This is a genomic window from Rhodococcus spongiicola (genome assembly GCF_004011835.1).
GTDB classification, from domain to species: domain Bacteria; phylum Actinomycetota; class Actinomycetes; order Mycobacteriales; family Mycobacteriaceae; genus Prescottella; species Prescottella spongiicola.
The window spans coordinates 156,005-179,830 of sequence record NZ_RKLN01000007.1; the positions used below are offsets into that span (position 1 = coordinate 156,005).

Annotated in this window: 21 protein-coding genes; 18 read left to right on the forward strand and 3 right to left on the reverse strand. The window is 66.0% G+C overall.

The genetic code is table 11. The annotated features are described in order from the left end of the window. The 6 genes from priA to EF834_RS17415 all read left to right on the forward strand — a co-directional run bounded on the left by priA (position 1) and on the right by EF834_RS17415 (position 3,566). Positions 1-735 carry a bifunctional 1-(5-phosphoribosyl)-5-((5-phosphoribosylamino)methylideneamino)imidazole-4-carboxamide isomerase/phosphoribosylanthranilate isomerase PriA gene (priA, locus tag EF834_RS17390; RefSeq protein WP_127948477.1) on the forward strand — a complete coding sequence of 245 codons (735 nt, stop codon included), beginning with the start codon at positions 1-3 and terminating at the stop codon, positions 733-735. Between the two features lie 13 nt (positions 736-748). Further along, positions 749-1,582 carry an inositol monophosphatase family protein gene (locus tag EF834_RS17395; protein ID WP_127948478.1) on the forward strand — a complete coding sequence of 278 codons (834 nt, stop codon included), beginning with the start codon at positions 749-751 and terminating at the stop codon, positions 1,580-1,582. Then, positions 1,579-2,352 carry an imidazole glycerol phosphate synthase subunit HisF gene (gene hisF / locus EF834_RS17400; protein ID WP_127948479.1) on the forward strand — a complete coding sequence of 258 codons (774 nt, stop codon included), beginning with the start codon at positions 1,579-1,581 and terminating at the stop codon, positions 2,350-2,352. Before EF834_RS17395 ends, hisF begins: the two co-directional genes overlap by 4 nt. Further along, a complete protein-coding gene (hisI, locus tag EF834_RS17405; RefSeq protein ID WP_127948480.1) occupies positions 2,349-2,696 on the forward strand; it encodes a phosphoribosyl-AMP cyclohydrolase in 348 nt (115 codons plus the stop codon). Before hisF ends, hisI begins: the two co-directional genes overlap by 4 nt. A 17-nt stretch (positions 2,697-2,713) precedes the next feature. Continuing rightward, complete coding sequence (locus EF834_RS17410) at positions 2,714-2,893, forward strand: tautomerase family protein (RefSeq protein ID WP_127948481.1); 180 nt, start codon at positions 2,714-2,716, stop codon at positions 2,891-2,893. Positions 2,894-3,197: 304 nt separating this feature from the next. After that, positions 3,198-3,566: a putative quinol monooxygenase gene (locus tag EF834_RS17415; RefSeq protein ID WP_127948482.1), complete on the forward strand. Its 369-nt coding sequence runs from the start codon at positions 3,198-3,200 to the stop codon at positions 3,564-3,566. A gap of 81 nt (positions 3,567-3,647) precedes the next feature. Here the strand turns inward: EF834_RS17415 and EF834_RS17420 are convergent, their stop codons facing one another. The 3 genes from EF834_RS17420 to EF834_RS17430 all read right to left on the reverse strand — a co-directional run bounded on the left by EF834_RS17420 (position 3,648) and on the right by EF834_RS17430 (position 5,697). Continuing rightward, positions 3,648-4,349, reverse strand: a complete 702-nt coding sequence (locus tag EF834_RS17420; protein WP_127948483.1) for a transglutaminase-like domain-containing protein — start codon at positions 4,347-4,349, stop codon at positions 3,648-3,650. A 74-nt stretch (positions 4,350-4,423) separates the two neighbouring features. After that, positions 4,424-5,212, reverse strand: a complete 789-nt coding sequence (locus EF834_RS17425) for a helix-turn-helix transcriptional regulator (RefSeq protein ID WP_127948484.1) — start codon at positions 5,210-5,212, stop codon at positions 4,424-4,426. 26 nt (positions 5,213-5,238) lie between these two features. Continuing rightward, the gene (locus EF834_RS17430) at positions 5,239-5,697 is read right to left on the reverse strand and encodes a peroxiredoxin (protein ID WP_127948485.1); all 459 of its coding nucleotides are present in this window, start codon (positions 5,695-5,697) and stop codon (positions 5,239-5,241) included. 58 nt (positions 5,698-5,755) lie between these two features. On the opposite strand from EF834_RS17430, the gene EF834_RS17435 reads away from it, so the two are divergent. The 12 genes from EF834_RS17435 (at position 5,756) to EF834_RS17490 (ending at position 23,819) form a co-directional block, all read left to right on the forward strand. Beyond that, positions 5,756-7,354 carry an anthranilate synthase component I gene (locus EF834_RS17435; protein WP_127948486.1) on the forward strand — a complete coding sequence of 533 codons (1,599 nt, stop codon included), beginning with the start codon at positions 5,756-5,758 and terminating at the stop codon, positions 7,352-7,354. A 249-nt stretch (positions 7,355-7,603) separates the two neighbouring features. After that, entirely contained in the window at positions 7,604-8,323 is a 720-nt protein-coding gene (locus tag EF834_RS17440; protein WP_127948487.1) for a TIGR02234 family membrane protein, read from the forward strand. A 77-nt stretch (positions 8,324-8,400) separates the two neighbouring features. Next, a complete protein-coding gene (gene trpC / locus EF834_RS17445; RefSeq protein ID WP_127948488.1) occupies positions 8,401-9,210 on the forward strand; it encodes an indole-3-glycerol phosphate synthase TrpC in 810 nt (269 codons plus the stop codon). A gap of 59 nt (positions 9,211-9,269) precedes the next feature. Further along, on the forward strand, positions 9,270-10,598 hold the full coding sequence (trpB, locus tag EF834_RS17450; protein ID WP_127948489.1) for a tryptophan synthase subunit beta: 1,329 nt from the start codon (positions 9,270-9,272) through the stop codon (positions 10,596-10,598). Then, positions 10,595-11,398 carry a tryptophan synthase subunit alpha gene (trpA, locus tag EF834_RS17455; RefSeq protein WP_127948490.1) on the forward strand — a complete coding sequence of 268 codons (804 nt, stop codon included), beginning with the start codon at positions 10,595-10,597 and terminating at the stop codon, positions 11,396-11,398. Before trpB ends, trpA begins: the two co-directional genes overlap by 4 nt. Further along, on the forward strand, positions 11,395-12,384 hold the full coding sequence (gene lgt / locus EF834_RS17460) for a prolipoprotein diacylglyceryl transferase (protein WP_127948491.1): 990 nt from the start codon (positions 11,395-11,397) through the stop codon (positions 12,382-12,384). Before trpA ends, lgt begins: the two co-directional genes overlap by 4 nt. Then, on the forward strand, positions 12,381-13,091 hold the full coding sequence (locus EF834_RS17465) for a TM2 domain-containing protein (protein WP_235871286.1): 711 nt from the start codon (positions 12,381-12,383) through the stop codon (positions 13,089-13,091). Before lgt ends, EF834_RS17465 begins: the two co-directional genes overlap by 4 nt. Before the next feature lie 280 nt (positions 13,092-13,371). After that, positions 13,372-17,952, forward strand: coding sequence for a glutamate synthase large subunit (gene gltB / locus EF834_RS17470; protein ID WP_127948492.1), 4,581 nt, complete (start codon positions 13,372-13,374; stop codon positions 17,950-17,952). After that, entirely contained in the window at positions 17,945-19,450 is a 1,506-nt protein-coding gene (locus tag EF834_RS17475; RefSeq protein WP_127948493.1) for a glutamate synthase subunit beta, read from the forward strand. Before gltB ends, EF834_RS17475 begins: the two co-directional genes overlap by 8 nt. 72 nt (positions 19,451-19,522) lie before the next feature. Beyond that, positions 19,523-20,941, forward strand: a complete 1,419-nt coding sequence (gene pyk / locus EF834_RS17480; protein ID WP_127948494.1) for a pyruvate kinase — start codon at positions 19,523-19,525, stop codon at positions 20,939-20,941. Positions 20,942-20,994: 53 nt separating this feature from the next. After that, on the forward strand, positions 20,995-21,873 hold the full coding sequence (locus EF834_RS17485) for an acyl-CoA thioesterase (RefSeq protein ID WP_408014535.1): 879 nt from the start codon (positions 20,995-20,997) through the stop codon (positions 21,871-21,873). Between the two features lie 92 nt (positions 21,874-21,965). Further along, the gene (locus tag EF834_RS17490; protein ID WP_127948496.1) at positions 21,966-23,819 is read left to right on the forward strand and encodes an ABC transporter ATP-binding protein/permease; all 1,854 of its coding nucleotides are present in this window, start codon (positions 21,966-21,968) and stop codon (positions 23,817-23,819) included. Positions 23,820-23,826: the final 7 nt, after the last annotated feature.

Below are 23,826 nucleotides of genomic sequence, written 5' to 3' on the forward strand. Positions count from 1 at the left end.
GTGAGCCTGGTCCTTTTGCCTGCTGTAGATGTCGCCAACGGTGAAGCTGTTCGCCTCGTTCAGGGAGAGGCGGGAAGCGAGACCAGATACGGTGCGCCCCGTGAAGCCGCCCTCGCGTGGCAGAACGACGGTGCCGAGTGGGTGCATCTGGTCGATCTCGACGCCGCGTTCGGCCGCGGATCCAACCGCGAGTTGCTGGCCGCCGTCGTCGGTGAACTCGACGTCAAGGTGGAGTTGTCCGGCGGTATCCGCGACGACGATTCCCTCAAGGCCGCCCTCGCGACCGGGTGTGCGCGGGTGAACCTCGGCACCGCCGCCGTGGAAAACCCCGAGTGGTGTGCCCGCGCCATTGCCAAGCACGGCGAGCGCATCGCCGTCGGCCTCGACGTCAAGCTGATCGACGGCGACTATCGCCTGCGTGGTAGGGGCTGGGTGTCCGACGGCGGTGACCTGTGGGAGGTCCTCGAGCGCCTCAACCGCGATGGCTGCTCCCGCTACGTCGTCACCGACGTCAGTAAGGACGGCACTCTGACCGGCCCCAACCTCGAACTGCTGAGCGCCGTATGCGCAGCCACCGATGCGCCGGTCGTCGCCTCCGGTGGTGTCTCCACGATCGGCGACCTCGAGGCCATCTCGGGTCTCGTCGACGAGGGAGTCGAAGGGTCCATTGTCGGCAAGGCGCTCTACGCCGGACGGTTCACACTCCCCGAGGCGCTCGCAGCGGTCTCACGCTAGGACGGCTGCCGCGATGAGCCTGCCCCGGGAGCCGCTGGAGTTGCTCGCGATCGCCGGCGACGTCCTCGACGGTGCGCGGGACCGGTTCGTCGCGGGCCTCGGTGCCCCCAGCGCGGTGCGCAAGGGCCCGGCAGACTTCGCTACCGCGGTCGATCTCGAACTGGAACGGCTGATCTCCGCGGAACTCGAAACCCGCACCGGTATCGAGGTACACGGCGAGGAGTTCGGTGGCCCCGAAATGTCGGTCGGCGATGTGTGGATCCTCGACCCGATAGACGGGACGTACAACTACTCGGCAGGCCTGCCGATGGCAGGGATGCTGCTGGCGCTGTTGCGGGATGGGGATCCCGTCCTCGGTCTGACGTGGCTGCCGCTGACCGGTGAGCGGTTCGCGGCTGCGCAAGGCGGGCCGGTGCTGCGAAACGGGATCGCGTTGCCGCCATTACAGACCGGCGCACTCGCGGACGTAATGGTCGCGTTCGGGGCCTTCAACATCGACAGCCATGGACGAATCCCCGGACAATACCGGTTCGACCTGCTCGGCGAGCTGAGTAGGAGGTCGTCGCGTGTCCGCATGCACGGATCGACGGGGGTCGACCTCGCCTATACGGCGGCCGGAATACTCGGCGGTGCAGTGGTGTTCGGCCATCACGCGTGGGACAACGCGGCTGGCGTCGCGCTCGTCCGCGCTGCCGGTGGTGTCGTCACCGACTTGCGTGGTGCGCCCTGGCAGGTGGGCTCGCGGTCAGTATTGGCGGCCGCCCCCGGTGTGCACGACGAACTGCTCGACATTCTCGACTCTCTGGGAGACCCGGAGAACCGGCCTGAAGGAGGGCCACAACGATGACTTTGGCTGTTCGAGTGATCCCGTGTCTGGACGTCGATGCGGGCCGCGTCGTCAAGGGCGTCAACTTCGAGAACCTGCGTGACGCAGGTGATCCCGTCGAGCTTGCCGCGACGTACGACGCTCAAGGTGCGGACGAGTTGACGTTCCTCGACGTCACCGCATCGAGCGGTGACCGCGACACCATGCTCGACGTCGTCACCCGCACCGCCGAGCAGGTCTTCATTCCGCTCACAGTCGGCGGCGGCGTGCGGACCGTGGAGGACGTCGATCGCCTTCTGCGCGCCGGCGCCGACAAAGTCAGCGTCAACACCGCCGCCATCGCGCGCCCCGAGGTGCTGCGGGAGATGTCCGAGCGGTTCGGTTCGCAGTGCATCGTGCTCTCGGTCGATGCCCGCATCGTCCCCGAGGGCCAGCAGCCGACGCCGTCCGGGTGGGAGGTCACCACGCACGGCGGAAAGCGAGGCACCGGTATCGACGCAGTGGAGTGGGCGCAGCGCGGCGCCGAGTTGGGCGTCGGCGAGATCCTGCTGAACTCGATGGACGCCGACGGCACCAAGGTGGGCTTCGACTTGACGATGATCCGCGCAGTCCGTGCAGCGGTGCATGTGCCGGTCATCGCGAGCGGCGGAGCCGGCGCCGTCGAGCACTTCGCCCCGGCCGTCGAGGCGGGCGCCGATGCCGTGCTCGCCGCGAGCGTGTTCCACTTCGGAGAGATGACTATCGGTGACGTCAAAGCAACTATGCGAGCAGAAGGGATCACAGTCCGATGAGCCTCGATCCATCGATCGCCGCCCGCCTCAAGCGCAACGACGCCGGCCTGTTCACTGCTGTTACGCAGGAACGCTCGACCGGTGACGTCCTCATGGTCGCCTGGATGGACGACGAGGCCCTCGCCCGTACCCTCGAGACGCGCAAGGGCACGTACTACTCCCGCTCGCGGCAGCAGTACTGGGTCAAGGGTGAGACGTCCGGCCACATGCAGTACGTCCACGAAGTGCGCCTCGATTGCGACGGTGACACCGTCCTGCTGATCGTCGAGCAGGTCGGCGCCGCGTGTCACACCGGCACCCACACCTGCTTCGACGCCGACGTCCTTCTGCGCCCGGAGTCCTGAACGGTAAGAATGGTGGGATGCCACTCATCCAGATCAGCCAGACGCCCGGCCTGACGGCCGAGCAGAAGCGTGCCGCGATCGCCGCCGTCACCAAGGCCTACGCGGAGGCGACCGGCAAGAATGCGTCCAAAGTGTGGGTCACCATCACCGACGTGCCGCGAGAGAACTGGGGTGTCGGAGGCGAACCACTGGGGTGATCGGGCGGTATTCACCGCGATCGTGTAGATGCTCACCCAGCGGATGCGGGTGAGCGGTCGCTGCTACCCACGTTCCGGGTCTCACGGTCTCGACCGCGCACTGACGGTTCACGCCTGGCAGCGGCCCGGGTGTTCGACCGTTCGAAGATGATCCGAACCCGAGCTGGAGGCCGGGGCGTCGGGAACCGAGGACTCCAAGCCCTGATCGAATACCTCCTGATCGATTATCTTTGAGGCATGTAACCGACCAGCTACCCGGTGGGGTGGCTTCTCCTTCGGAAGTCCCGGCGACGAGGAGCAGCGAATGGGCGGCAATCACATCACCGTGTTCTACAAGTGGACGGCACAGCCAGGGAAGCTCGCGGAACTCGCGTCGATATACGAGAACGTGACCACAGCCATGGAGCAGAACGAGCCGGGGGCCGAGGCCGTCCACGTATACGTGTCCGAAGAGGACAACGCCGTGTACGTTCGCGACGAGTTCGTCGACGCAGCAGCGATGGGCTTCCACCTGCAAAGCACCGCGGCAGAGCACTTCCCCCAGCTGCTCGAGATCGCCACCCCCGGACCGTTCTTCTTCCTCGGAAACGTACCCTCCGAGCTGAAGCAGGCAACCCATCAGATGCAGCTTGGTGCCGAATTCAGCACTCACGCAGCAGGATTCGACCGATAGATCACACCGCGATCATCAGATGTGAGCCGTACTTTCTGCAAGAAGTGTCTCCATCGCGAGGTGCTCGACCGACTCGGAGAGCTAGCCACGACAGCTACGGATCGCGGCGACCTTGCGGTTCATGACGTGCCGGATCACCGTCCGGAACATGAGGTTCCGAACCCCGGTGAGGTTGGTCCCGTGCTTGCGGTAGAAGTCGTCAGGGTCTTCGTACGTGCCGAGGTCGCGGTTCACTCCGGTCTTCTGAATCGCGGTGTCGGTGCCGGTCCACGCCACCGGTGGATCATCGATGTTCTCAGTGCCCGCGCCGTACCCGAGGAATGCGCCATCCGAGGCGACCTTGTTGCGTAATCCGGACAGGTAGTCGGCGTCCAGGATGACGCCTTCCAGATCGACCCACCGGTCTTCGAACCGGACCTCCGCCCAGCTGTGAAGGATGTCTCGCGGGGCCAGGCGGTAGAGGATTCCGTCCACGACGCCCTTCTGCAGGCGCTTGTCGATGGTTGCCCCGTGGAACCGGCAGGGCACGTCGACGGCCCTCAGTAGAGCCATCAGGAGTGAGGTCTTCGTGTTGCACTGGCCGTATCCGTCGGCGAGCACCTGGGAGGCGGCCAGTTCGTCGGATGTGTTGTATCCGAAGCCGATCTCGTTCCTGACGAAGTCGTAGACCGCGCCGATGCGGATTCCGTAGGGGAGATCGCGCCATCCGCGCTTTGCCACGAGCGCCTGAACGGAAGGGCGGTCGTAGTCGAGGATGGGGGTGGGCCGTAGTTGAACTTCCATGAACCGAACGTATGCATAGCGGGCGACGGAGGCTTGAACTTTGCGGCTGACCTTCCGGATGGTGCCCGGTCCGATCAGTTGGTGCCTTCGGGCCACACGTCGGGGTCGAACCTCATACCGAGGAGGGCCGACGGGCTGAGGCCGAAATTGCTCTTGAACACCCGACTGAGGTGCGAGGAGTCGCTGAAGCCGGCCGCGACAGCAGCGTCCGTCAGGTTGTCACCGCCCGCCACTCGCTCGGCCACCGTCCGTAGACGCAGCCACAGTCCGTACCGCCGGAAAGGGATACCCACTTCTCGGGTGAACAGGTGAGTCAAGCGTGACGGAGAAATGTGGGCCTCGGCCGCCGCCCGCGCGAGAGTGGGCCGTGAACCGGAGTTCTGCTCCAAGTACCGCAGCGCGGAGCGCACCGGTTCGGACAGCTGGGCAGGCAGTTTCGGCGCTTGCGGGGTGACGGCCCGAACCAGACAGTCGATGGCGGTCACGGTGTTCGACTCTTCGGAGTGCTCGGTGACGATACGTGTAAGAGCGTCCTCGAAGTCCTGGCCACGGCTACGTTCGCCCACGACGCTGAGTCCCCGGCCACGCGGGCCGAAGGGCTCGACGAGCACCAGGAGCAGGCTGTGAGAGTTGCAGCGCAATCGGTGCCGTAGCCCGCTCGGAACGACGGCGGCCGAGGCGTGAAGGTCGTCGTCCTCGAACTCGAGGACGAACGGCTCGTCCAGGGTGACCATTACCTGCACGGCGTGGTGGGCGTGGAGACTCGCATCGCCGCCGGCACCACGGTAGAGAACCGCCCCGGGGGTCAAGGTGAGCGTTCCGCTCCACGGGAAGCGGGCAGGGGTCACCGGTTCCGCCGACATGGCAGCCGCCAGCGATCCGTGCCGGATCAGGCGCGGTTGCGGACGAACTCGAGCGCGCGGTCCGCGTGCAGATTGGCCCGCATCTCGCTCGAGATCACCTCGAGCACCGTGCGATCGGTGTCGATGACGAAAGTGCTCCGCTTGACCGGGGTGATCTTGCCCAGCAGGCCACGTTTGACGCCGAACTGCTCGGCGACCGTGCCGTCCACGTCGGCCAGCAAGGGGTAGTCGAACGACTGTTCACTAGCGAAGCCGGACTGCTTCTCGACATCGTCGCGGCTGATCCCGGCGACGGACGCCCCTGCCTCGGCGAACTCACTCGCGAGGTCCCGGAAATGGCACGCCTCGGCCGTGCACACCGGTGTAGATGCCGCGGGGTAGAAGAACAGCACGAGTGGTCCGTCCGAGAGCAGTGATGTCAGGGTGCGGCGGGTGCCGTCCTGGTCGGGAAGTTCGAATTCGGGTGCGCGCTCACCTGGCTTCATGAGCGCTGACGCTACCCGCGACCGCGGCCGAGATCGATGTCCCTGGGATGATGGGTGCATGCGCGGCGAGTCCTCCACCATCCCAGCAGCCTCCTCGGCCGCCCCGAACCAGGGGCTCCGGCACGATTCGACCACCACCCGTGAGCAGTTCCGGACGCTGGCGGCGGAGCATCGTGTGGTCCCCGTGATCCGAAAGGTGCTTGCGGACGCCGAGACTCCGCTGTCGGCCTACACCAAGCTGGCGGGCAACCGTCCCGGCACCTTCTTGCTGGAGTCGGCCGAGAACGGGCGGTCGTGGTCGCGCTGGTCGTTCATCGGGGCGGGCAGCCCCGCCGCCCTGACGGTGCAGGACGGTGAGGCCGCGTGGTTCGGCAACGTGCCCGCGGGTGCTCCGTCCGGCGGCGATCCATTGGTGGCCCTCGGTCGGACGCTCGAATTGCTGCGTAGCGAGCGACTGCCGGACCTGCCGCCACTGACGGGCGGCATGGTCGGTTTCCTCGGGTACGACGCCGTGCGCAGGATCGAGCGGTTGCCCAGCCACGCTGTCGACGATCTCCGTATCCCGGAGATGGTCATGTTGCTCGCGACCGATCTCGCCGCGGTGGATCACCATGAGGGCGCGATCACACTGATCGCCAATGCGGTCAACTGGGATGGCTCCGACGACCGTGTCGATGAAGCCTACGACGATGCCGTCGCCCGACTGGACCGGATGACCAATGCGCTCGAGGCGCACGCCCCGTCGACCGTGTCGACGTTCGCGAGGCCGCAACCCGAGTACCGTCGGCAGCGGACTACCGAGGACTATGGTTCGGATGTGCTTCGACTCGTCGGGGAGATCGAGGCGGGCGAGGCCTTCCAAGTCGTGTTGTCCCAGCGTTTCGAAATGGATTGTGCCGCCGAACCGATCGATGTCTATCGGATGCTGCGCGCATCGAATCCGAGTCCTTACATGTACCTGCTACAGGTGCCCGGTGAAGATGGCGGGACCGCCTTTTCGATCGTCGGCTCGAGCCCTGAGGCGCTCGTCACGGTCAAGGACGGCGTCGCCACCACGCACCCGATCGCAGGCACGCGGTGGCGTGGCGAAACCGAGGAGGAGGACATCCTGCTCGAGAAGGACCTGCTCGCCGACGAGAAGGAGAACGCGGAACACCTGATGCTGGTGGATCTCGGCCGCAATGATCTCGGTCGGGTGTGCGAGCCCGGTTCCGTCAAGGTCTACGACTACCGGCACATCGAGCGCTACAGCCATGTGATGCATCTGGTGTCGACGGTGACCGGTCGCCTCGTCGAGGGAAAGCACGCCCTCGACGCCGTTACTGCCTGCTTCCCTGCCGGTACTCTGTCGGGGGCGCCGAAGATCCGGGCAATGGAACTGATCGACGAACTCGAGCCGACACGACGCGGTGTCTACGGAGGAATCGTCGGTTACCTGGACTTCGCGGGCGACGCGGACACGGCGATCGCGATCCGCACGGCACTGATCAAGGACGGCACCGCGTACGTGCAGGCCGGTGCCGGGGTGGTAGCCGACTCGGACCCTGTCTACGAGGACACCGAGTCCCGGAACAAGGCGATGGCGGTACTCGGCGCGATCGCCGCGGCGCAGACGCTGCGGCCGTTCGGCGGTGGCACGGACGCGGGCGTCCAATGAACCCGGACGCGGGCGTCCAATGAACCCGGACGCGGGCGTCCAATGAACCCGGACGCGGGCGTCCAATGAACCCGGATGCGGGCGTCCAATGAACCCGGATGCGGGCGTCCAATGAACCCGGATGCGGGCGTCCAATGAACCCGGACGCGGGCGTCCAATGAACCCGGACGCGGGCGTCCAATGAACCCGGACGCGGGCGTCCAATGAACCCGGACGCGGGCGTCCAATGCTCTCGGAGGTGGGCAACCAGTGAGTGAGACCAAGTCCAGCACGCGTGCGACCCGGATCGCGGCGCTACTGCTGGCAGGCGCTGCCCTGTGCCTCTGGGCAGCATCGAGAATGACGTGGGTGACCGTCGCGTCATCGGACGGACTGGGTGAGGACCGGGTGACCGACTTGGACGGCGGGAACTGGGCGGCCGCGACGACGCCGCTCGCGCTCGCGCTCGTCGCCGCGATCGCCGCCGCGTTCGCAGTGCGTGGCTGGCTGGTGCGCGTGCTCGGGGTCCTCGTTGCGGTCGTCGGGGTGGTGGCCGCGCTCCCGGCGATAGGTCTGCTCGCCGGTGGTGCGTCGAACGATCGCGCCGCCGACATCGCCGGATTCGCGCGCGTTGCGACCCAGGTGACAGCCACCGAGGTCTCGGCCGGGCCGGCCGTGCTGGTGTTGCTCGGTTCGCTCCTTGCGCTTGTTGGTGCTGTCGTGCTGATTCGCAAACCCATTGCGGCGGGGGGACTCTCGTCGAAGTACGACAGCCCGGCCGCACGGCGCGAGGCTGCCGCCTCGCGCCCAGCCGGTGACGGGAAGCAGGAGCCGCAGACCCAACGCATGCTGTGGGACGCGCTCGACGCGGGGGAGGACCCGACGGTCGACGACGCCGATCAACGGTCTACCAGCGGTGAACCGAGGGCGGTGACGAATGACGCCACCGAGGACACCGGTCGTCCGGGTACCCGCCCGGAGAGCGACTGACCGCGGGCTCTACGCTGAGTCGAGATCCGATGATGTTGCTCACATCGGTTGACATGCCGGAAAGGACTCGAGCCACGATGACAGTTCTCGACTCGATTCTCGATGGGGTTCGCGCCGATGTTGCCGCCCGCGAAGCCGTCCTCGACCTTGCGGCGGTGAAGGCCGCCGCGGCAGCAGCCCCGCCGGCACTCGACGCGGCCGCCGCCTTGCGTGCCCCGGGTATCGGTGTCATCGCCGAGGTCAAGCGCGCGAGTCCGTCGAGGGGCGCGCTGGCTGACATCCCCGACCCCGCGGTGCTCGCATCCGCGTACGAGTCGGGCGGAGCGCGCGTGATCAGCGTTCTGACCGAGGAACGCCGTTTCCACGGATCGCTGGCCGACCTCGATACCGTCCGTCAGGCGGTCAACATTCCGATCCTGCGCAAAGACTTCATCGTCGGGCCGTATCAGATCCACGAGGCGCGGGCGCACGGCGCGGACGTCATCCTGCTCATCGTCGCCGCACTCGAGCAAAGTGTCCTGGCCTCGCTGCTGGACCGGGTCGAGTCACTCGGTATGACCGCGCTCGTGGAGGTTCACACCGAGGAGGAGGCGGACCGCGCTCTCGAGGCGGGCGCGAGCGTTATCGGCGTCAACGCCCGCAATCTCAAGACCCTCGAGGTCGACATGGACACCTTCGCCCGCATTGCGCCGGGGCTGCCCACTGACGTGGTCAAGATCGCCGAGTCGGGCGTCCGTGGCACCGCGGACCTGCTCGCCTACGCGGGTGCAGGCGCTGACGCGGTGCTGGTCGGCGAGGGGCTGGTGACCAGTGGTGACCCGCGGGCGGCGGTCGCCGAACTGGTTACCGCCGGCGCCCATCCGTCGTGCCCCAAGCCTGCTCGCTGAGCTGCCCGGGCCCTGGACCCGACCGTTCGTTCTCGTCGGAATTGGGGCAGACTGGTGAGGTGACTTCACGCAACGAGGCCCTCGTCTCCAAGGGTGGGAATCTGCCCACCGCCAGCGCCGGTCTGACCGAGCACTCGGGCCATGACCCCGATCCAGGCGGCCACTGGGGTGTCTTCGGTGGACGTCACGTCCCTGAGGCACTCATGGCGGTCATCGAAGAGGTCACGGCCGAGTACGAGAAGGCCCGCGCTGATAGTTCCTTTCTGGATGAACTGGACCGCCTGCAACGCGACTACGCGGGCCGTCCGTCACCGATCTTCGAGGCGACCCGACTGAGTGAGCACGCCGGGGGTGCGCGGATCATCCTCAAGCGAGAAGACCTCAACCACACCGGGTCTCACAAGATCAACAATGTCCTCGGTCAGGTGTTGCTCGCGAGTCGGATGGGCAAGACCAGGGTCATCGCCGAGACCGGTGCCGGTCAACACGGGGTCGCTACAGCGACCGCATGCGCACTTCTGGGAATCGAGTGCATCATCTACATGGGCGCGGTCGACACCCGGCGCCAGGCGCTCAACGTCGCCCGGATGCGCCTGCTCGGCGCCGAGGTCGTGTCCGTCGAATCCGGCTCGGCGACTTTGAAGGACGCGATCAACGAGGCTCTTCGTGACTGGGTAACGAATGCCGACCGCACCTACTACTGCTTCGGTACTGCTGCCGGACCGCACCCCTTCCCGATGATGGTGCGTGACTTCCAGCGCGTCGTCGGTCTCGAGGCGCGCGCGCAGGTTCAGGCCGCAACCGGACGTCTACCCGACGCCGTCGTGGCGTGTGTCGGTGGCGGTTCGAACGCAATCGGCATCTTCCATGCGTTCCTCGGTGATCCGTCGGTGAAGCTGGTCGGGTACGAGGCCGCCGGAGACGGCGTCGAGTCCGGTCGGCACGCCGCGACGTTCACAGGTGGTTCACCGGGGGCCTTCCAGGGCGCCTATTCGTACCTTCTGCAGGACGACGACGGGCAGACGATCGAGTCTCATTCGATCTCGGCGGGTCTGGACTACCCGGGTGTCGGCCCCGAGCACGCCTACCTCAAGGACACCGGGCGTGCCTCGTACGAACCGATCACGGACGCCGAGGCAATGGACGCTTTCCTCCTGCTCTCCCGTACGGAGGGCATCATCCCGGCGATCGAGTCCGCGCATGCTGTGGCCGGCGCGCTCGCGCTCGGCCGTGAGTTGGGCGACGGCGCGATCATCCTGGTGAACCTGTCCGGCCGTGGGGACAAGGACATGGACACCGCAGCGAAGTGGTTCGGGTTGGTAGACGATGCCGCGAGCAGTTCGAGCAAGGCCGCGAGCAATTCGAGCAAGAAGGGTACGACCAAGTGAGCCAACGAGAGTCACGCCTGGCGCCGACGTTCGCCCATTGCCGGGAGGAGAAGCGTGCGGCGCTCGTCGGCTATCTGCCTGCCGGCTACCCGGACGTGCCACGGTCGATCGAGGTCTTCAAAGCGATGGTCGATTCGGGCTGCGACATCATCGAGGTCGGCGTTGCGTACTCCGATCCGGTGATGGACGGGCCGACGATCCAGTTAGCAGCCGAGACCGCTCTGCGCAACGGGGTACGGGTTCGCGACGTGTTCACGGTCGTCGAGCAGATCGCCGCCGTCGGCGGTAAGGCCGTCGTGATGACGTACTGGAACCCGGTCCTCAAGTACGGAGTCGACGCCTTCTCACGCGACCTCGCTTCTGCCGGTGGCCTCGGCATGATCACACCGAACCTGATCCCCGAGGAGGCTGGTGAATGGATGGAGGCGTCCGAGCGCCACCATCTCGACCGCATCTTCCTGGTGGCACCGTCGTCGACGGAGGAGCGTCTGGTTCTGACGCTAGAGGCGAGCAGTGGCTTCAGCTACGCGGCGTCGACGATGGGCGTTACCGGCGCCCGGGACAAAGTCTCCTCCATGGCGCCCGAACTGACGGCCCGTATCCGCGCGCACTCCGACATCCCGGTCGGAGTCGGTCTGGGCGTGCGTTCTGGTGCCCAGGCGGCCGAAATCGCGTCGTATGCAGATGCCGTCATCGTCGGTTCAGCGATCGTCTCGGCCGTCGAACAGGGGCTCGGTGCGGTACGGGCGCTGACCGCGGATCTCGCGCAGGGAGTGCGCTCGGCTAGCGTAGCCTCGTGACCTCTACGCAGTTACTCGCTTATATCCCGAGTCCACCCCAGGGCGTGTGGCAAGTGGGTCCGCTCGCTCTGCGTGCGTACGCGCTTTGCATCATCGTCGGCATCATCGTAGCGATCGTTTGGGGTGATCGGCGATGGGTCGCCCGCGGCGGCGAGAAGGGAACGGTCCTAGACATCGCCGTCTGGGCCGTCCCGTTCGGTTTGATCGGTGGTCGCCTCTACCACGTGATCACGGACGCTCCGACGTACTTCGGTTCCGGCGGTAACCCCGTCGACGCGCTCAAGATTTGGCAAGGCGGCCTGGGAATCTGGGGTGCGGTGGCACTAGGTGCGGTGGGCGCCTGGATCGGGTGCCGACGCCGTGGCATCCCGCTTCCGGCCTTCGGTGACGCGATCGCACCAGGCATCGTGCTCGCGCAGGCGATCGGACGCCTCGGCAACTGGTTCAACCAGGAACTATTCGGACGTGAGACGACAGTGCCGTGGGGTCTCGAGATCTACGAGCGTGTCGACGCGTCGGGTCGTATCGACTCGCTCAACGGCGTATCGAACGGTGTCGTCCTACAGGTGGTCCACCCGACGTTTCTGTACGAATTGCTGTGGAATCTGCTCGTCGTACTGCTGCTGGTGGTGGTTGATCGACGGTTCAAGGTCGGGCACGGCAGACTGTTCGCGCTGTACGTGGCGGGGTACTGCGCGGGTCGCTTCTGGATCGAACTAATGCGCTCCGACTATGCGACCGAGATTCTCGGAATCCGGGTCAACTCCTTCACCTCGGCGATCGTGTTCGTCTGTGCCGTGGCCTACTTCGTTCTTGCAAAGAAGGGCCGGGAAGAGCCGGAGGAGTTGCAGCCGCGCGGCAGGAGCGGCGGGAGAGATTCGGACGGTGATGTTGTCGCGACCGTAGGTAACAATGACCCACACGAATCCGCTGATTCCGACCGGGCCGACACGGATCGGTCCGATGCGAAGGGGGAAGAGAGTTGATCGATCTCAGCAAGCCGGGCGGCCAAGAGCCAGATCCCCAGGAACCGGATCGTCCCGAGACGCCGTCATTCGGCTCACCCTTCGACTACGACGCGACGGCCGAAGCATCGCTGACCGAGTCGACGTCGGGCACTGCGGCGGTGCCGCCGTCGGGGGGAAACAGTGCGGGCCCGGGCTGGGACACGTATTCCGGGGTGGGGAACGGCCCCGGCTGGGGAAACGCGCCAAGTTACCCGCCGCCCGCCAGTGACCCCTTGGCATCCGCGTCGGGTCCCATCTACGGAACACCGCAGCCCGACTACGGCCAGCCGAGCGACAGCACGTCGCAGCCACCGCCTAGCTACCCTCCGGTACCGACGTATCCGGCAGCCACCGGGTACCCGGCCGGCGCCTATGGCGACCCGAATGCCCCCTTCGGACGCGATCCGGTGACCGGTGAGCCGTTCTCGGACAAGTCCAAGACCACCGCGGGTCTCCTGCAGATCCTCCTGGGGTTCATATCCGTCCCAGGGGTTGGCCGGCTCTACATCGGCAGTATCGGAATCGGCCTCACCCAGTTGCTGGTGTTCTGGCTGGGGTTGATCACAACCATCGTTTTGGTGGGGTTTGTCATCTTCCCTGTCATCTGGATCTGGGCCTTCGTCGACGGAATCTTGATGCTCACCGGCAGCGTCCGTGACCCCCAGGGCCGACCGCTGAGGAGTTGACCGCCAGGGCTCACGATTCTCCAGCACACCGCCCGCGCCGACCTTCGGCGCGGGCGGTGTGCATTCTCGCCATCGCTTCGGGTGGCCTAGGCGCGGTAAACTGACCCGGCCGGGTATGGAAACCCGGCAACCTTCACGGGTCGACAGCAGTGCCGGTGGACCCCGATCGATGCAGTCAGCACCCGTAGTTGGCGGCCCGCCACAATGGAGCCGCCGGAGAAGTGCGAGACGCGCGATGGTCCGCAGCAATGCTCTCCGCGGGCCGGTGTGGAGGTGATCGGTGCTGTACTCCCGGCAACCCAATTCACGCGGCCTCTATGTCCGAGATCGCGAGTCGGACTCGTGCGGTGTCGCGATGGTCGCGGACGTCCATGGCCGCCGCTCGCATCGGACCGTCGCCGACGCACTCCTAGCCCTCGAGAACCTCGACCATCGGGGGGCCGCGGGAGCCGAGGTCAACAGCGGTGACGGCGCCGGCATCCTGATGCAGCTGCCGGTCGAGTACCTGCGTGAACTGGTCGAGTTCGAGCTGCCGCCGCAATCTGACGGTGCGGAGACGTTCGCGGCGGGGATCTGCTTCCTGCCGCAGGACCCCGATCGACGGGCGTCCGCGCGTCTCCACGTCGAGGCAATCGCCGCCGAGGAAGGGATCGCGATCCTCGGCTGGCACGACGTCCACGTCGATGAGCTCGGAGCCGACATCGGGGCGACGGCTCGCTCGTGCATGCCGCACATGACCTACCTGTTCGTGACGGTGCCTCCAGTCGACGGTGTCCGGCCCGGCGGCGTGGACCTGGACCGACGCGTGTACGGGCTGCGCAAACGCGCCGAGCAGGTCACCCCGGCGATCGCCGATGCCGGCACCGGTGTGTACTTCCCCTCCCTGTCGAGCCGGACGATGACCTACAAGGGCATGCTCACGACCAGCCAGCTGGCCCTGTACTTTCCCGAACTACGAGATCCACGCATGATGAGCGCGATTGCCGTCGTGCACAGCCGCTTCTCGACGAACACCTTCCCGTCCTGGCCGTTGGCACACCCGTTCCGGTACATCGCGCACAACGGAGAGATAAACACCGTATGTGGTAACCGGAACCGTATGCGGTCACGTGAGGCGATGCTGGCGAGTGGCCTCATTCCCGGCGACCTCGAGCGGCTGTTCCCGATCTGCACTCCGGACGCGTCGGACTCGGCGTCGTTCGACGAGGTTCTCGAATTGCTGCATCTGGGTGGACGGTCGTTGCCGCACGCGGTGCTGATGATGATCCCGGAGGCGTGGGAGAACGACACGTCGATGACCGACGCGCGTCGCGCCTTCTACCAATTCCATGCCTCCGTGATGGAGCCGTGGGACGGTCCGGCGTGCGTAACCTTCACCGACGGCACCGTCGTCGGTGCCGTCCTCGACCGCAACGGGCTGCGTCCGGGCAGGTGGTGGCACACGGCGGACGGGCGCGTCGTCCTCGCTTCCGAGAGTGGGGTCCTCCCCATTCCGCAGTCCGAGGTGATTGCCAAGGGTCGGCTCGAGCCGGGTCAGATGTTCCTGGTCGACACGGCCGAGGGGCGCATCGTCCCCGACGACGATCTCAAGGAGCAGCTGAGCGAGCACGAGCCCTATCGGGAGTGGCTGCACGCCGGCCTGCTCGATCTGCGCTCCGTGCCGAGCCGTGGGCGGATTCCGCACGACCATGAGTCGGTCGTACGTCGTCAGCAGGTGTTCGGCTATACCGAGGAGGAGCAGCGCGTGCTGCTGGCGCCTATGGCCGCCTCGGGTGTAGAGCCGCTCGGATCGATGGGTACCGACACTCCGGTCGCGGTGCTGTCGCGGCGACCGCGGCTGCTGTTCGACTACTTCGTAGAACTGTTTGCGCAGGTCACCAACCCGCCACTCGACGCGATCCGGGAGGAAATCGTCACATCGCTCCGGCGGGTCATGGGCCCCGAGCAGAACCTGCTCGAGCCGACCGCGGCATCGTGCCGTCAGATCGTCCTGTCGTGGCCCGTACTCGACAACGACGAACTCGGCAAGATCATCGACGTCAATGCCGACGGCGACTGCCCGGGATTCGCAGCCAGCGTGCTGCGTGCGCTGTACGACGCGGACAGCGGCGGCGAGGGCATGGCCGTCGCGATCGAGGAATTGTGCGAAGCGGCGAGCGCGGCCATCGAGAACGGATCCCGGACCCTCGTGATTTCCGACCGGGACTCCGATCACCTGCGCGCACCCATCCCGTCACTTCTCGCAGTGTCGGCCGTTCACCACCACCTGGTTCGCACCAAGCAACGGACCAAGGTGGCGTTCGTCGTCGAGTCCGGCGATGCTCGCGAAGTCCACCACATCGCATTGCTGATCGGGTTCGGTGCAGCGGCTGTCAACCCCTACCTCGCGATGGAGTCGATCGAGGATCTCGTCGCCGAGGGGGAGTTGACCGGTGTCGAATCCTCGGTTGCCGTCCGAAACTACTTGACTGCACTCGGGAAGGGTGTACTCAAAGTGATGTCCAAGATGGGCATCTCTACTGTCGGATCATACACTGCTGCACAGTGTTTCGAGGCAATCGGGCTTGCGCACGGAGTCGTCGACGAGTACTTCACCGGCACCATGAGTCGACTCGGAGGGGTGGGGTTGGACGTCCTGGCCAGGGAAGTGGAACTGCGCCACCGAGCGGCCTATCCCGAAAACCCGTCATCCCTGGTCCATCGTCGCCTCGACGTCGGCGGCATCTATCAGTACCGCCGGGACGGCGAACTGCACCTGTTCACGCCCGAGACAGTGTTTCTGCTCCAACACGCGACGCGGACCGGACGTGAGGAGGTTTTCGAGCGCTACAGCGCGGAGGTCGACCGTCTCTCGGAGGAGGGGGGCACCCTGCGTGGGCTGTTCGCGTTCCGGCGGGGACTGCGCCCGCCGGTTCCCCTAGCGGAGGTCGAACCTGCCGAGGCGATCTTCGGCCGATTCAACACCGGAGCGATGAGCTACGGGTCCATCTCGGCCGAAGCCCATGAGACCATCGCGATGGCGATGAACCAGATCGGCGGGCGGTCGAACTCCGGCGAGGGCGGTGAGGACAACGACCGACTCTACGATCCGCTGCGCCGCAGCGCCGTGAAACAGGTGGCGAGTGGACGATTCGGGGTTACCAGTGCCTATCTCGTCAACGCCAGTGATATCCAGATCAAGGTAGCGCAGGGCGCCAAGCCCGGTGAGGGAGGCCAACTCCCGGCGTTCAAGGTGTATCCGTGGATCGCGCGGACGCGGCACTCCACACCCGGTGTGGGGCTGATCTCGCCGCCGCCGCACCACGACATCTACTCGATCGAGGACCTCGCCCAGTTGATCCACGATCTCAAGAACGCCAACGAGCAGGCGCGCGTGCACGTCAAGCTGGTCAGCTCGGTCGGCGTCGGTACCGTCGCTGCCGGGGTGAGCAAGGCCCATGCCGACGTCGTGCTCATATCCGGGCACGACGGCGGAACCGGAGCGTCGCCGTTGACGTCGCTCGAGCACGCAGGGCTGCCATGGGAGATCGGCCTCGCCGACACACAGCAGACCCTCGCGCTGAACGGTCTGCGCGACCGGATCACGGTGCAGTGCGACGGTGGACTGCGCACCGCGCGCGACGTCGTGGTCGCCATGTTGCTCGGCGCGGAGGAGTTCGGGTTCTCCACCGCTCCGTTGATCGCGGCCGGATGCATCATGATGCGGGTATGCCACCTCGACACGTGTCCGGTCGGGATCGCCACCCAGAACCCCGAGTTGCGTAAGCGTTTCACCGGCAAGCCCGAGTTCGTCGCGGAGTTCTTCCGCTTCGTCGCCGAGGGTGTGCGGCGCCACCTCGCCGAACTCGGGTTCCGCAGCGTCGACGAGGCTGTCGGGCACCCTGAGATGCTCGAAACGGCCATCGGGGTGGCGCACTGGAAGAGCCGCGGACTGGATCTGAGTCCGATCTTCTCGACCGAAGAGCCCGTGACCGGGGGCAGCCTTCCACAGCGCCGACGAGTTCGCGCCCAAGATCACGGCCTCGACATCGCCCTCGACCGCACGCTCATCCAACTGGCGGAGGGCGCGCTCGAGGACGCAATGCCTGTCCGTCTCGAGCTGCCGGTCAGGAACGTCAACCGTACTGTCGGGACGCTGCTCGGGTCCGAGGTGACCCGACGCTACGGAAGCGCGGGCCTGCCCGACGACACTATCCGTATCCAGCTCGAGGGCTCGGCCGGTCAGTCGTTGGGTGCCTTCCTGCCGTCGGGGATCACGATCGACCTCGTCGGAGACGCGAATGATTACGTGGGCAAGGGCCTGTCCGGGGGCCGCATCGTCGTCAGGCCGGCCGACGACGTGCAGTATTCGCCGGAAACGCAGGTGATCGCAGGCAACACTCTGCTCTACGGTGCGACCGCGGGGGAGGCATATCTGCGCGGACGGGTGGGCGAACGGTTCTGCGTGCGGAACTCGGGCGCGGTCGCGGTGGCCGAGGGGGTCGGTGACCACGCGTGTGAGTACATGACCGGCGGGAGGGTCGTCGTGCTCGGCCCGACCGGCCGGAACATGGCCGCTGGAATGTCGGGCGGCATCGCGTACGTGCTCGACGGCGATCCTGCGAAGATCAACCAGGCGATGGTGACCCTGCAGCAGCCCAACGGTGACGACTTGCAGTGGCTGCGGGTCGTGGTCGAGCAGCATTTGCGCTGGACCGGTTCCGCCGTCGCGGCGTCCGTCCTGGCCGACTGGCCGAGGCGGTCGGCGCTGTTCACGAAGGTCCTGCCGGTCGACTACCAGCGGGTGCTCGAAGCGACCAGGAAGGCACGCGCCGAGGGCCTCGACGTCGACACCGTGATCATGGAGGCTGCCCGTGGCTGATCCGCAGGGGTTTCTGCACACCTTCAAGCAGGAGGCGCGCAAGCGCCCGGTCTCCGAGCGTGTTCAGGACTGGCGAGAGGTCTACGAACCGCAATCCGCCGGCGAACGCGCCCGGGAGGTGTCCGAGCAGGCCAGTCGCTGCATGGATTGCGGCATTCCGTTCTGCCATTCCGGGAGCTCGGGCTGCCCTCTGGGGAATCTGATTCCGGAGTGGAACGACCTGGTGCGCCGGGGACGCTGGGACGCGGCGGCGGAACGGTTGCACGCGACCAACAACTTCCCCGAGGTGACCGGCCGAGTGTGTCCCGCGCCGTGCGAGACGGCGTGTGTGCTCTCGCTTGCGGACACCCACACGACCGGCAGCGTGACGATCAAGCGGATCGAGCAGGCGATCGCCGACATCGCTTGGGAGAAAGGTGAAGTGGGTCCGGTCCTGCCGGCACTCAGCACCGGTAAGCAGGTCGCCGTTGTCGGGTCCGGGCCGGCGGGACTGGCGGCGGCACAGCAACTGACCCGAGCCGGACACGAGGTGACGGTGTACGAGCGAGACGACAGGCTGGGTGGTCTGCTGCGGTACGGAATCCCGGCGTTCAAACTAGAGAAGTCCGTCCTCGATCAGCGACTGAGCCAGATGCGTGTGGAGGGAACCCGTTTCGTCACCGAGGTCGAGGTCGGGGTGGAGTTGCCGGTGTCCTCGTTGATGTCGCGGTTCGACGCGGTCGTCCTGGCGACCGGGGCGCTGAGGGCGCGGGACAATCGGGACGTCGTCGGACGAGACCTGGACGGCGTGCATCTGGCGATGGACCATCTCGTCGCGTCCAATCACGAGTGTGAGGGCGACGGGCCGTCACCGATCACCGCGCGGGGCAAGCACGTCGTGATCATCGGCGGGGGCGACACAGGTGCTGACTGCCTGGGGACGGCGCACCGGCAGGGAGCACTGTCGGTGACTCAACTCGACTACAACCCGGCGCTACCGGTCGAACGGGACGAGGCGTCGATGCCCTGGCCGGCGTGGCCGATGATCCTGCGGACCTCGCCCGCCCACGCCGAGGGTGGTGTGCGGCGTTACGAGGTTGCGGTTCAACGCTTTCTGGGAGATGCGGAGGGACACGTCAGGTCCATGATCCTGGCCGAGGTGCGGCTAGGGCGCGACGAAGCGGGAAGGCGTCAGATCGTCCCTGTCGGCGAGGAGATCGAATTACCGTGTGATTTAGCGCTGTTCGCAATCGGCTTCGAGGGAACGGAAACCGGACCGCTGCTCGATGGTCTTGGCCTCGAGACCAATCGACGGGGCACGCTCTCGTGCGGCTCCGACTGGCAGACCGCCACCCCTGGTGTTTTCGTGTGCGGCGACGCGCACCGCGGCGCATCACTGGTGGTGTGGGCGATCGCGGAGGGGCGATCGGCCGCACGCGGTGTCGACGAGTACCTGACCGGAAGTTCCGAGTTGCCCGCGTCGGTCCATCCGACAGCGTTGCCGCTGACCGCCGTGTGACGCTCACGCCCAGGTCATCGGGCCGCCGACTCGCCGATAGAGTTCGTTCCTCGAGTTGACTAGGCTTTCCCCGTGACTCGACGCACGAAAATTGTCTGCACCCTTGGTCCTGCAACCGCTACCGATGACCGCGTCCGTGAGCTCGTCGAGAGTGGGATGGACGTGGCGCGACTGAACTTCAGCCACGGTGAACATGCCGATCACGAGCACAACTACCGGCGCGTCAGGGAGGCAGCGGAGGCGACTGGCCGTGCAGTAGGAATCCTCGCTGACTTGCAGGGACCCAAGATCCGCCTCGGCCGTTTCGTCGAGGGCCGGACGGTGTGGGAGACCGGGGAACAGATCCGGATCACCGTCGCCGACTGCGAGGGCACCCACGACCGTGTCTCGACCACGTACGCGCAACTCGCCGAGGACGCCAAGCCGGGCGACCGGCTGCTTGTCGACGACGGCAAGGTCGGGCTGGTGGTCGAGCGTGTCGAGGGCAACGACGTCGTGTGCAGGGTCACAGAGGGCGGTCCGGTCAGTAACAACAAGGGGGTCTCACTGCCGGGCATGAATGTGTCGGTCCCGGCTCTGTCGGAGAAGGACATCGAGGACCTCGAGTTCGCGCTCGGTCTCGGAGTCGACTTCATCGCGCTTTCGTTCGTGCGCTCGCCCGCCGACGTCGAGCTGGTCCACGACGTGATGGACCGTGTCGGTCGCCGGGTGCCGGTGATTGCGAAGCTCGAAAAGCCCGAGGCGATCGAGAACCTCGAGGCCGTGGTGCTCGCGTTCGACGCCGTCATGGTCGCCCGCGGTGACCTCGGTGTCGAGCTGCCGCTCGAACAGGTCCCGCTGGTGCAGAAGCGGGCGATCCAGATCGCTCGTGAGAATGCGAAGCCTGTGATCGTCGCCACACAGATGCTCGAGTCGATGATCGAGAACTCCCGTCCGACGCGCGCCGAGGCTTCCGACGTCGCGAACGCCGTTCTCGACGGCGCCGATGCGGTCATGCTCTCCGGTGAGACATCGGTGGGTAAGTACGTGATGGAGACGGTGCAGACCATGGCACGGATCCTCGAGGCGGTCGAGACGGACCCCACCCGAGTGCCACCGCTCACGCACGTCCCACGCACCAAGCGCGGCGTCATCTCCTACGGTGCCCGTGACATCGGCGAGCGCCTCGACGCCAAGGCGCTGGTCGCGTTCACACAGTCCGGTGACACTGTGCGCCGCCTCGCGCGCCTGCACTCCCCGCTGCCTCTGCTGGCGTTCACCCCACTCGAGGAGGTGCGCTGCCAGTTGGCGTTGTCGTGGGGCACTGACGCGTTCCTGGTCGATCCGGTCGACTCGACCGACCAGATGTTCTTCCAGGTGGATCACGCGCTGCTGTCGCTGGGCCGCTACAACCGCGGCGACCTCGTGGTCATCGTCGCAGGATCGCCGCCCGGCACCGTAGGCTCCACCAACCTGATCCACGTTCATCGGATCGGGGAGGAAGACCACTAGAAACCGGCAAGGATGCAACTGGGAAGGATGCACCGGTGAACGACGTGCGGGCGGTGCCCGATCCGGCGAGGTCGTCCGACCTGGAGACCCTGTTGGCGCTCCTGGATCTCGAACGGGTCGGCGACGACACATTCCATGGCCGGCACCCCGAACAGGTCGGCAGTCGAACGTTCGGGGGGCAACTGGTGGCCCAAGCGTTCGTGGCGGCGAATCGGACGGTCGACAACGACCGCCCGATCCACGCGATCAACGCCCACTTCATTCGTGGCGGTGACGTCAAGGCTCCGATCGAGTACCGGGTCGAGCGGCACCGGGACGGACGTGCGTTCGCCAACCGCCAGGTCACGGCCTACCAGGGTGGCAACGTCGTGTTCTCGATGTTCGCGGCGTTTCAGGACGGAACCGGGGGCCTCGAGCACAGCGTCGAGATGCCACAGATCGAGCCGCCCGAGGGGTTGCCGTCCTTCGAGGACCACATCGCAGGCTACGAGGATCGGCTCCGGATCTTCGTCGACGCACTCAAGCCGATGCAGATGCGCTACGCGAACGATCCGACGTGGGTGCTCAAGGGCACCGGTGAACGCCTGAACCACAACCGGGTGTGGATTCGGACCGACGGCGTGTTGCCGGACGACCCGTGGGTGCACAGTGCCGCGCTGGCCTACTCGTCCGACACGACGGTGCTGGACTCGATTCTCACGACCCATGGTCTGTCGTGGGGGCTGGACCGAATCGTCGCGGCGACCGTGAATCACTCGATCTGGTTCCACCGACCGTTCCGTTTCGACGAATGGGCCCTCTACGCGACGGAATCTCCGGTGGCGTCCGGTTCGCGCGGATTGGCCACCGGGCACTTCTTCACACGCGACGGACAGTTGATCGCGACGGTGGTCCAGGAGGGTGTGATCCGCCACTTTCCGGCGCGGCGTTGATCGCGATTCGATGCTTAGCATCGGCAGTTTCCGCAAACCGTAGATAGAATTCGGGTTCTCCTTTACGGCACGCCATCGTCGATGGGGGAGTGATGCGGAACGACCCGTACGACTGGAATCAAGAGGTGGTCGCGAGCCTGCTCTGGACGACGAGAGCGTTCGCGATCGCCTTCGTGTGTTTGGTGATTGTTGGATACTTCCTGATCCGCTACACGCAGTGGGCACGGCAGTTCTGGATGATCTCCGGTTCCTACTTCTCGAGCCGCGACAGCTGGCGAGTGTGGTTGTCCGTCGCGGTGATGCTCTTCCTCACGGTGATGGGCGTGCGGATCACGATCCTCATCTCGTATCAGGGCAACGAGATGTACACCGCACTTCAATATGCCGCGCAAGGGTTCTCCAGCGGTGACGGCGCAGCACTGAACGAGGCGAAATCGGCCTTCTGGCGCTCGATCGTCGTGTTCACAGTGCTCGCGACGATCCATGTGGTTCGTTCCCTGCTCGATTATTACGTCGGTCAGGCATTCGTCATTCGGTGGCGGGTCTGGCTCACCGACCGGATGACGTCGGATTGGCTCGACGACCGCGCCTACTACCGTGGCCGGTTCATCGACAAGGGCATCGACAATCCCGACCAGCGCATCGAGACCGACGTGACCGACATGACCACGATGACGCAGTCGCTCTCGATGGACCTGGTCACGGCTGTGACATCGGTGGTGGCATTCACGAAGATCCTCTGGGATCTGTCGGGGCCTCTGACGCTCTTCGGGTTGGAAATACCTCGGGCGATGGTCGTGCTGGTCTACGTCTACATCCTGACCGCGACGGTTATCGCGTTCTGGATCGGTCGTCCATTGATCCGACTGAACTTCTTGAACGAGCGCTTCACGGCGAACTTCCGCTACGCACTCGTCCGTCTGCGTGACCGGGCCGAGAGCATCGCCTTCTTCCGCGGTGAAGCCGTCGAGAGGACCGGTTTGCTGGGTCGATTCGCGTCAGTCATCGCCAATGCTTGGCAGATCGTCTTCCGGACGGTGAAGTTCAATGGCTTCAACCTGGGGGTCAGCCAGGTGGCGGTGGTGTTCCCGATCGTCCTCCAGGCGCCGCGATTCTTCGCCGGGGCGATCACCCTTGGTGACATCACCCAGAGCTCGACGGCGTTCGGCCAGGTGTCGGATTCGCTGTCATTCTTCCGACAGTCGTACGACGACTTCGCCGGCTACCGGGCGAGCCTGATTCGGTTGAGCGGCCTGTTGAGTGCGGACGAACGATCCCGCGCACTCCCCGCAGTCCGCACCGAGCACCTCGACCGAGCGGTCGAACTGTCCGACGTACAGGTGAATCTTCCGGACGGACGGCCCCTCATCGAGGGTTTGGACCTGCGTCTCACACCTGGTGAGGCGCTGTTGGTCACGGGGGCGTCAGGCAGTGGCAAGACGACGTTGTTGCGGACGTTGGCTCAGATCTGGCCCTACGCCAACGGGACGGTGCGCCGGCCCACAGGCACCAAAGCGCTGTTCCTCTCCCAGTTCCCGTACCTGCCGCTCGGCGACCTGCGTGATGCTGTGGCGTATCCGGCGCGCGCCCTCGAGCTGGGTGATGATCGCATCCGAGACGTGTTGCGAAAGGTGGCGTTGGGTCACCTTGTCAATCGTCTTGACGAGCAGTCGGACTGGGCGTCCATCCTCTCGCCGGGGGAGCAGCAGCGGGTCGCGTTCGCGCGTATTCTGCTGATCCGGCCGCAGGTGGCGCTACTCGACGAGGCCACGTCCGCGGTCGACGAGGGGCTCGAGTACCAGCTGTATCGCTTGGTACGGGAGGAAGTGCCCGAGTGCATGCTCGTCAGCGTCAGCCATCGCAGCACCGTGGACCAGCATCACACGCGCCGACTAGAACTGCTCGGCGGCGGGCCGTGGCGGATGTCCGAAGTGGTGGTGAACTGAGGGAAAC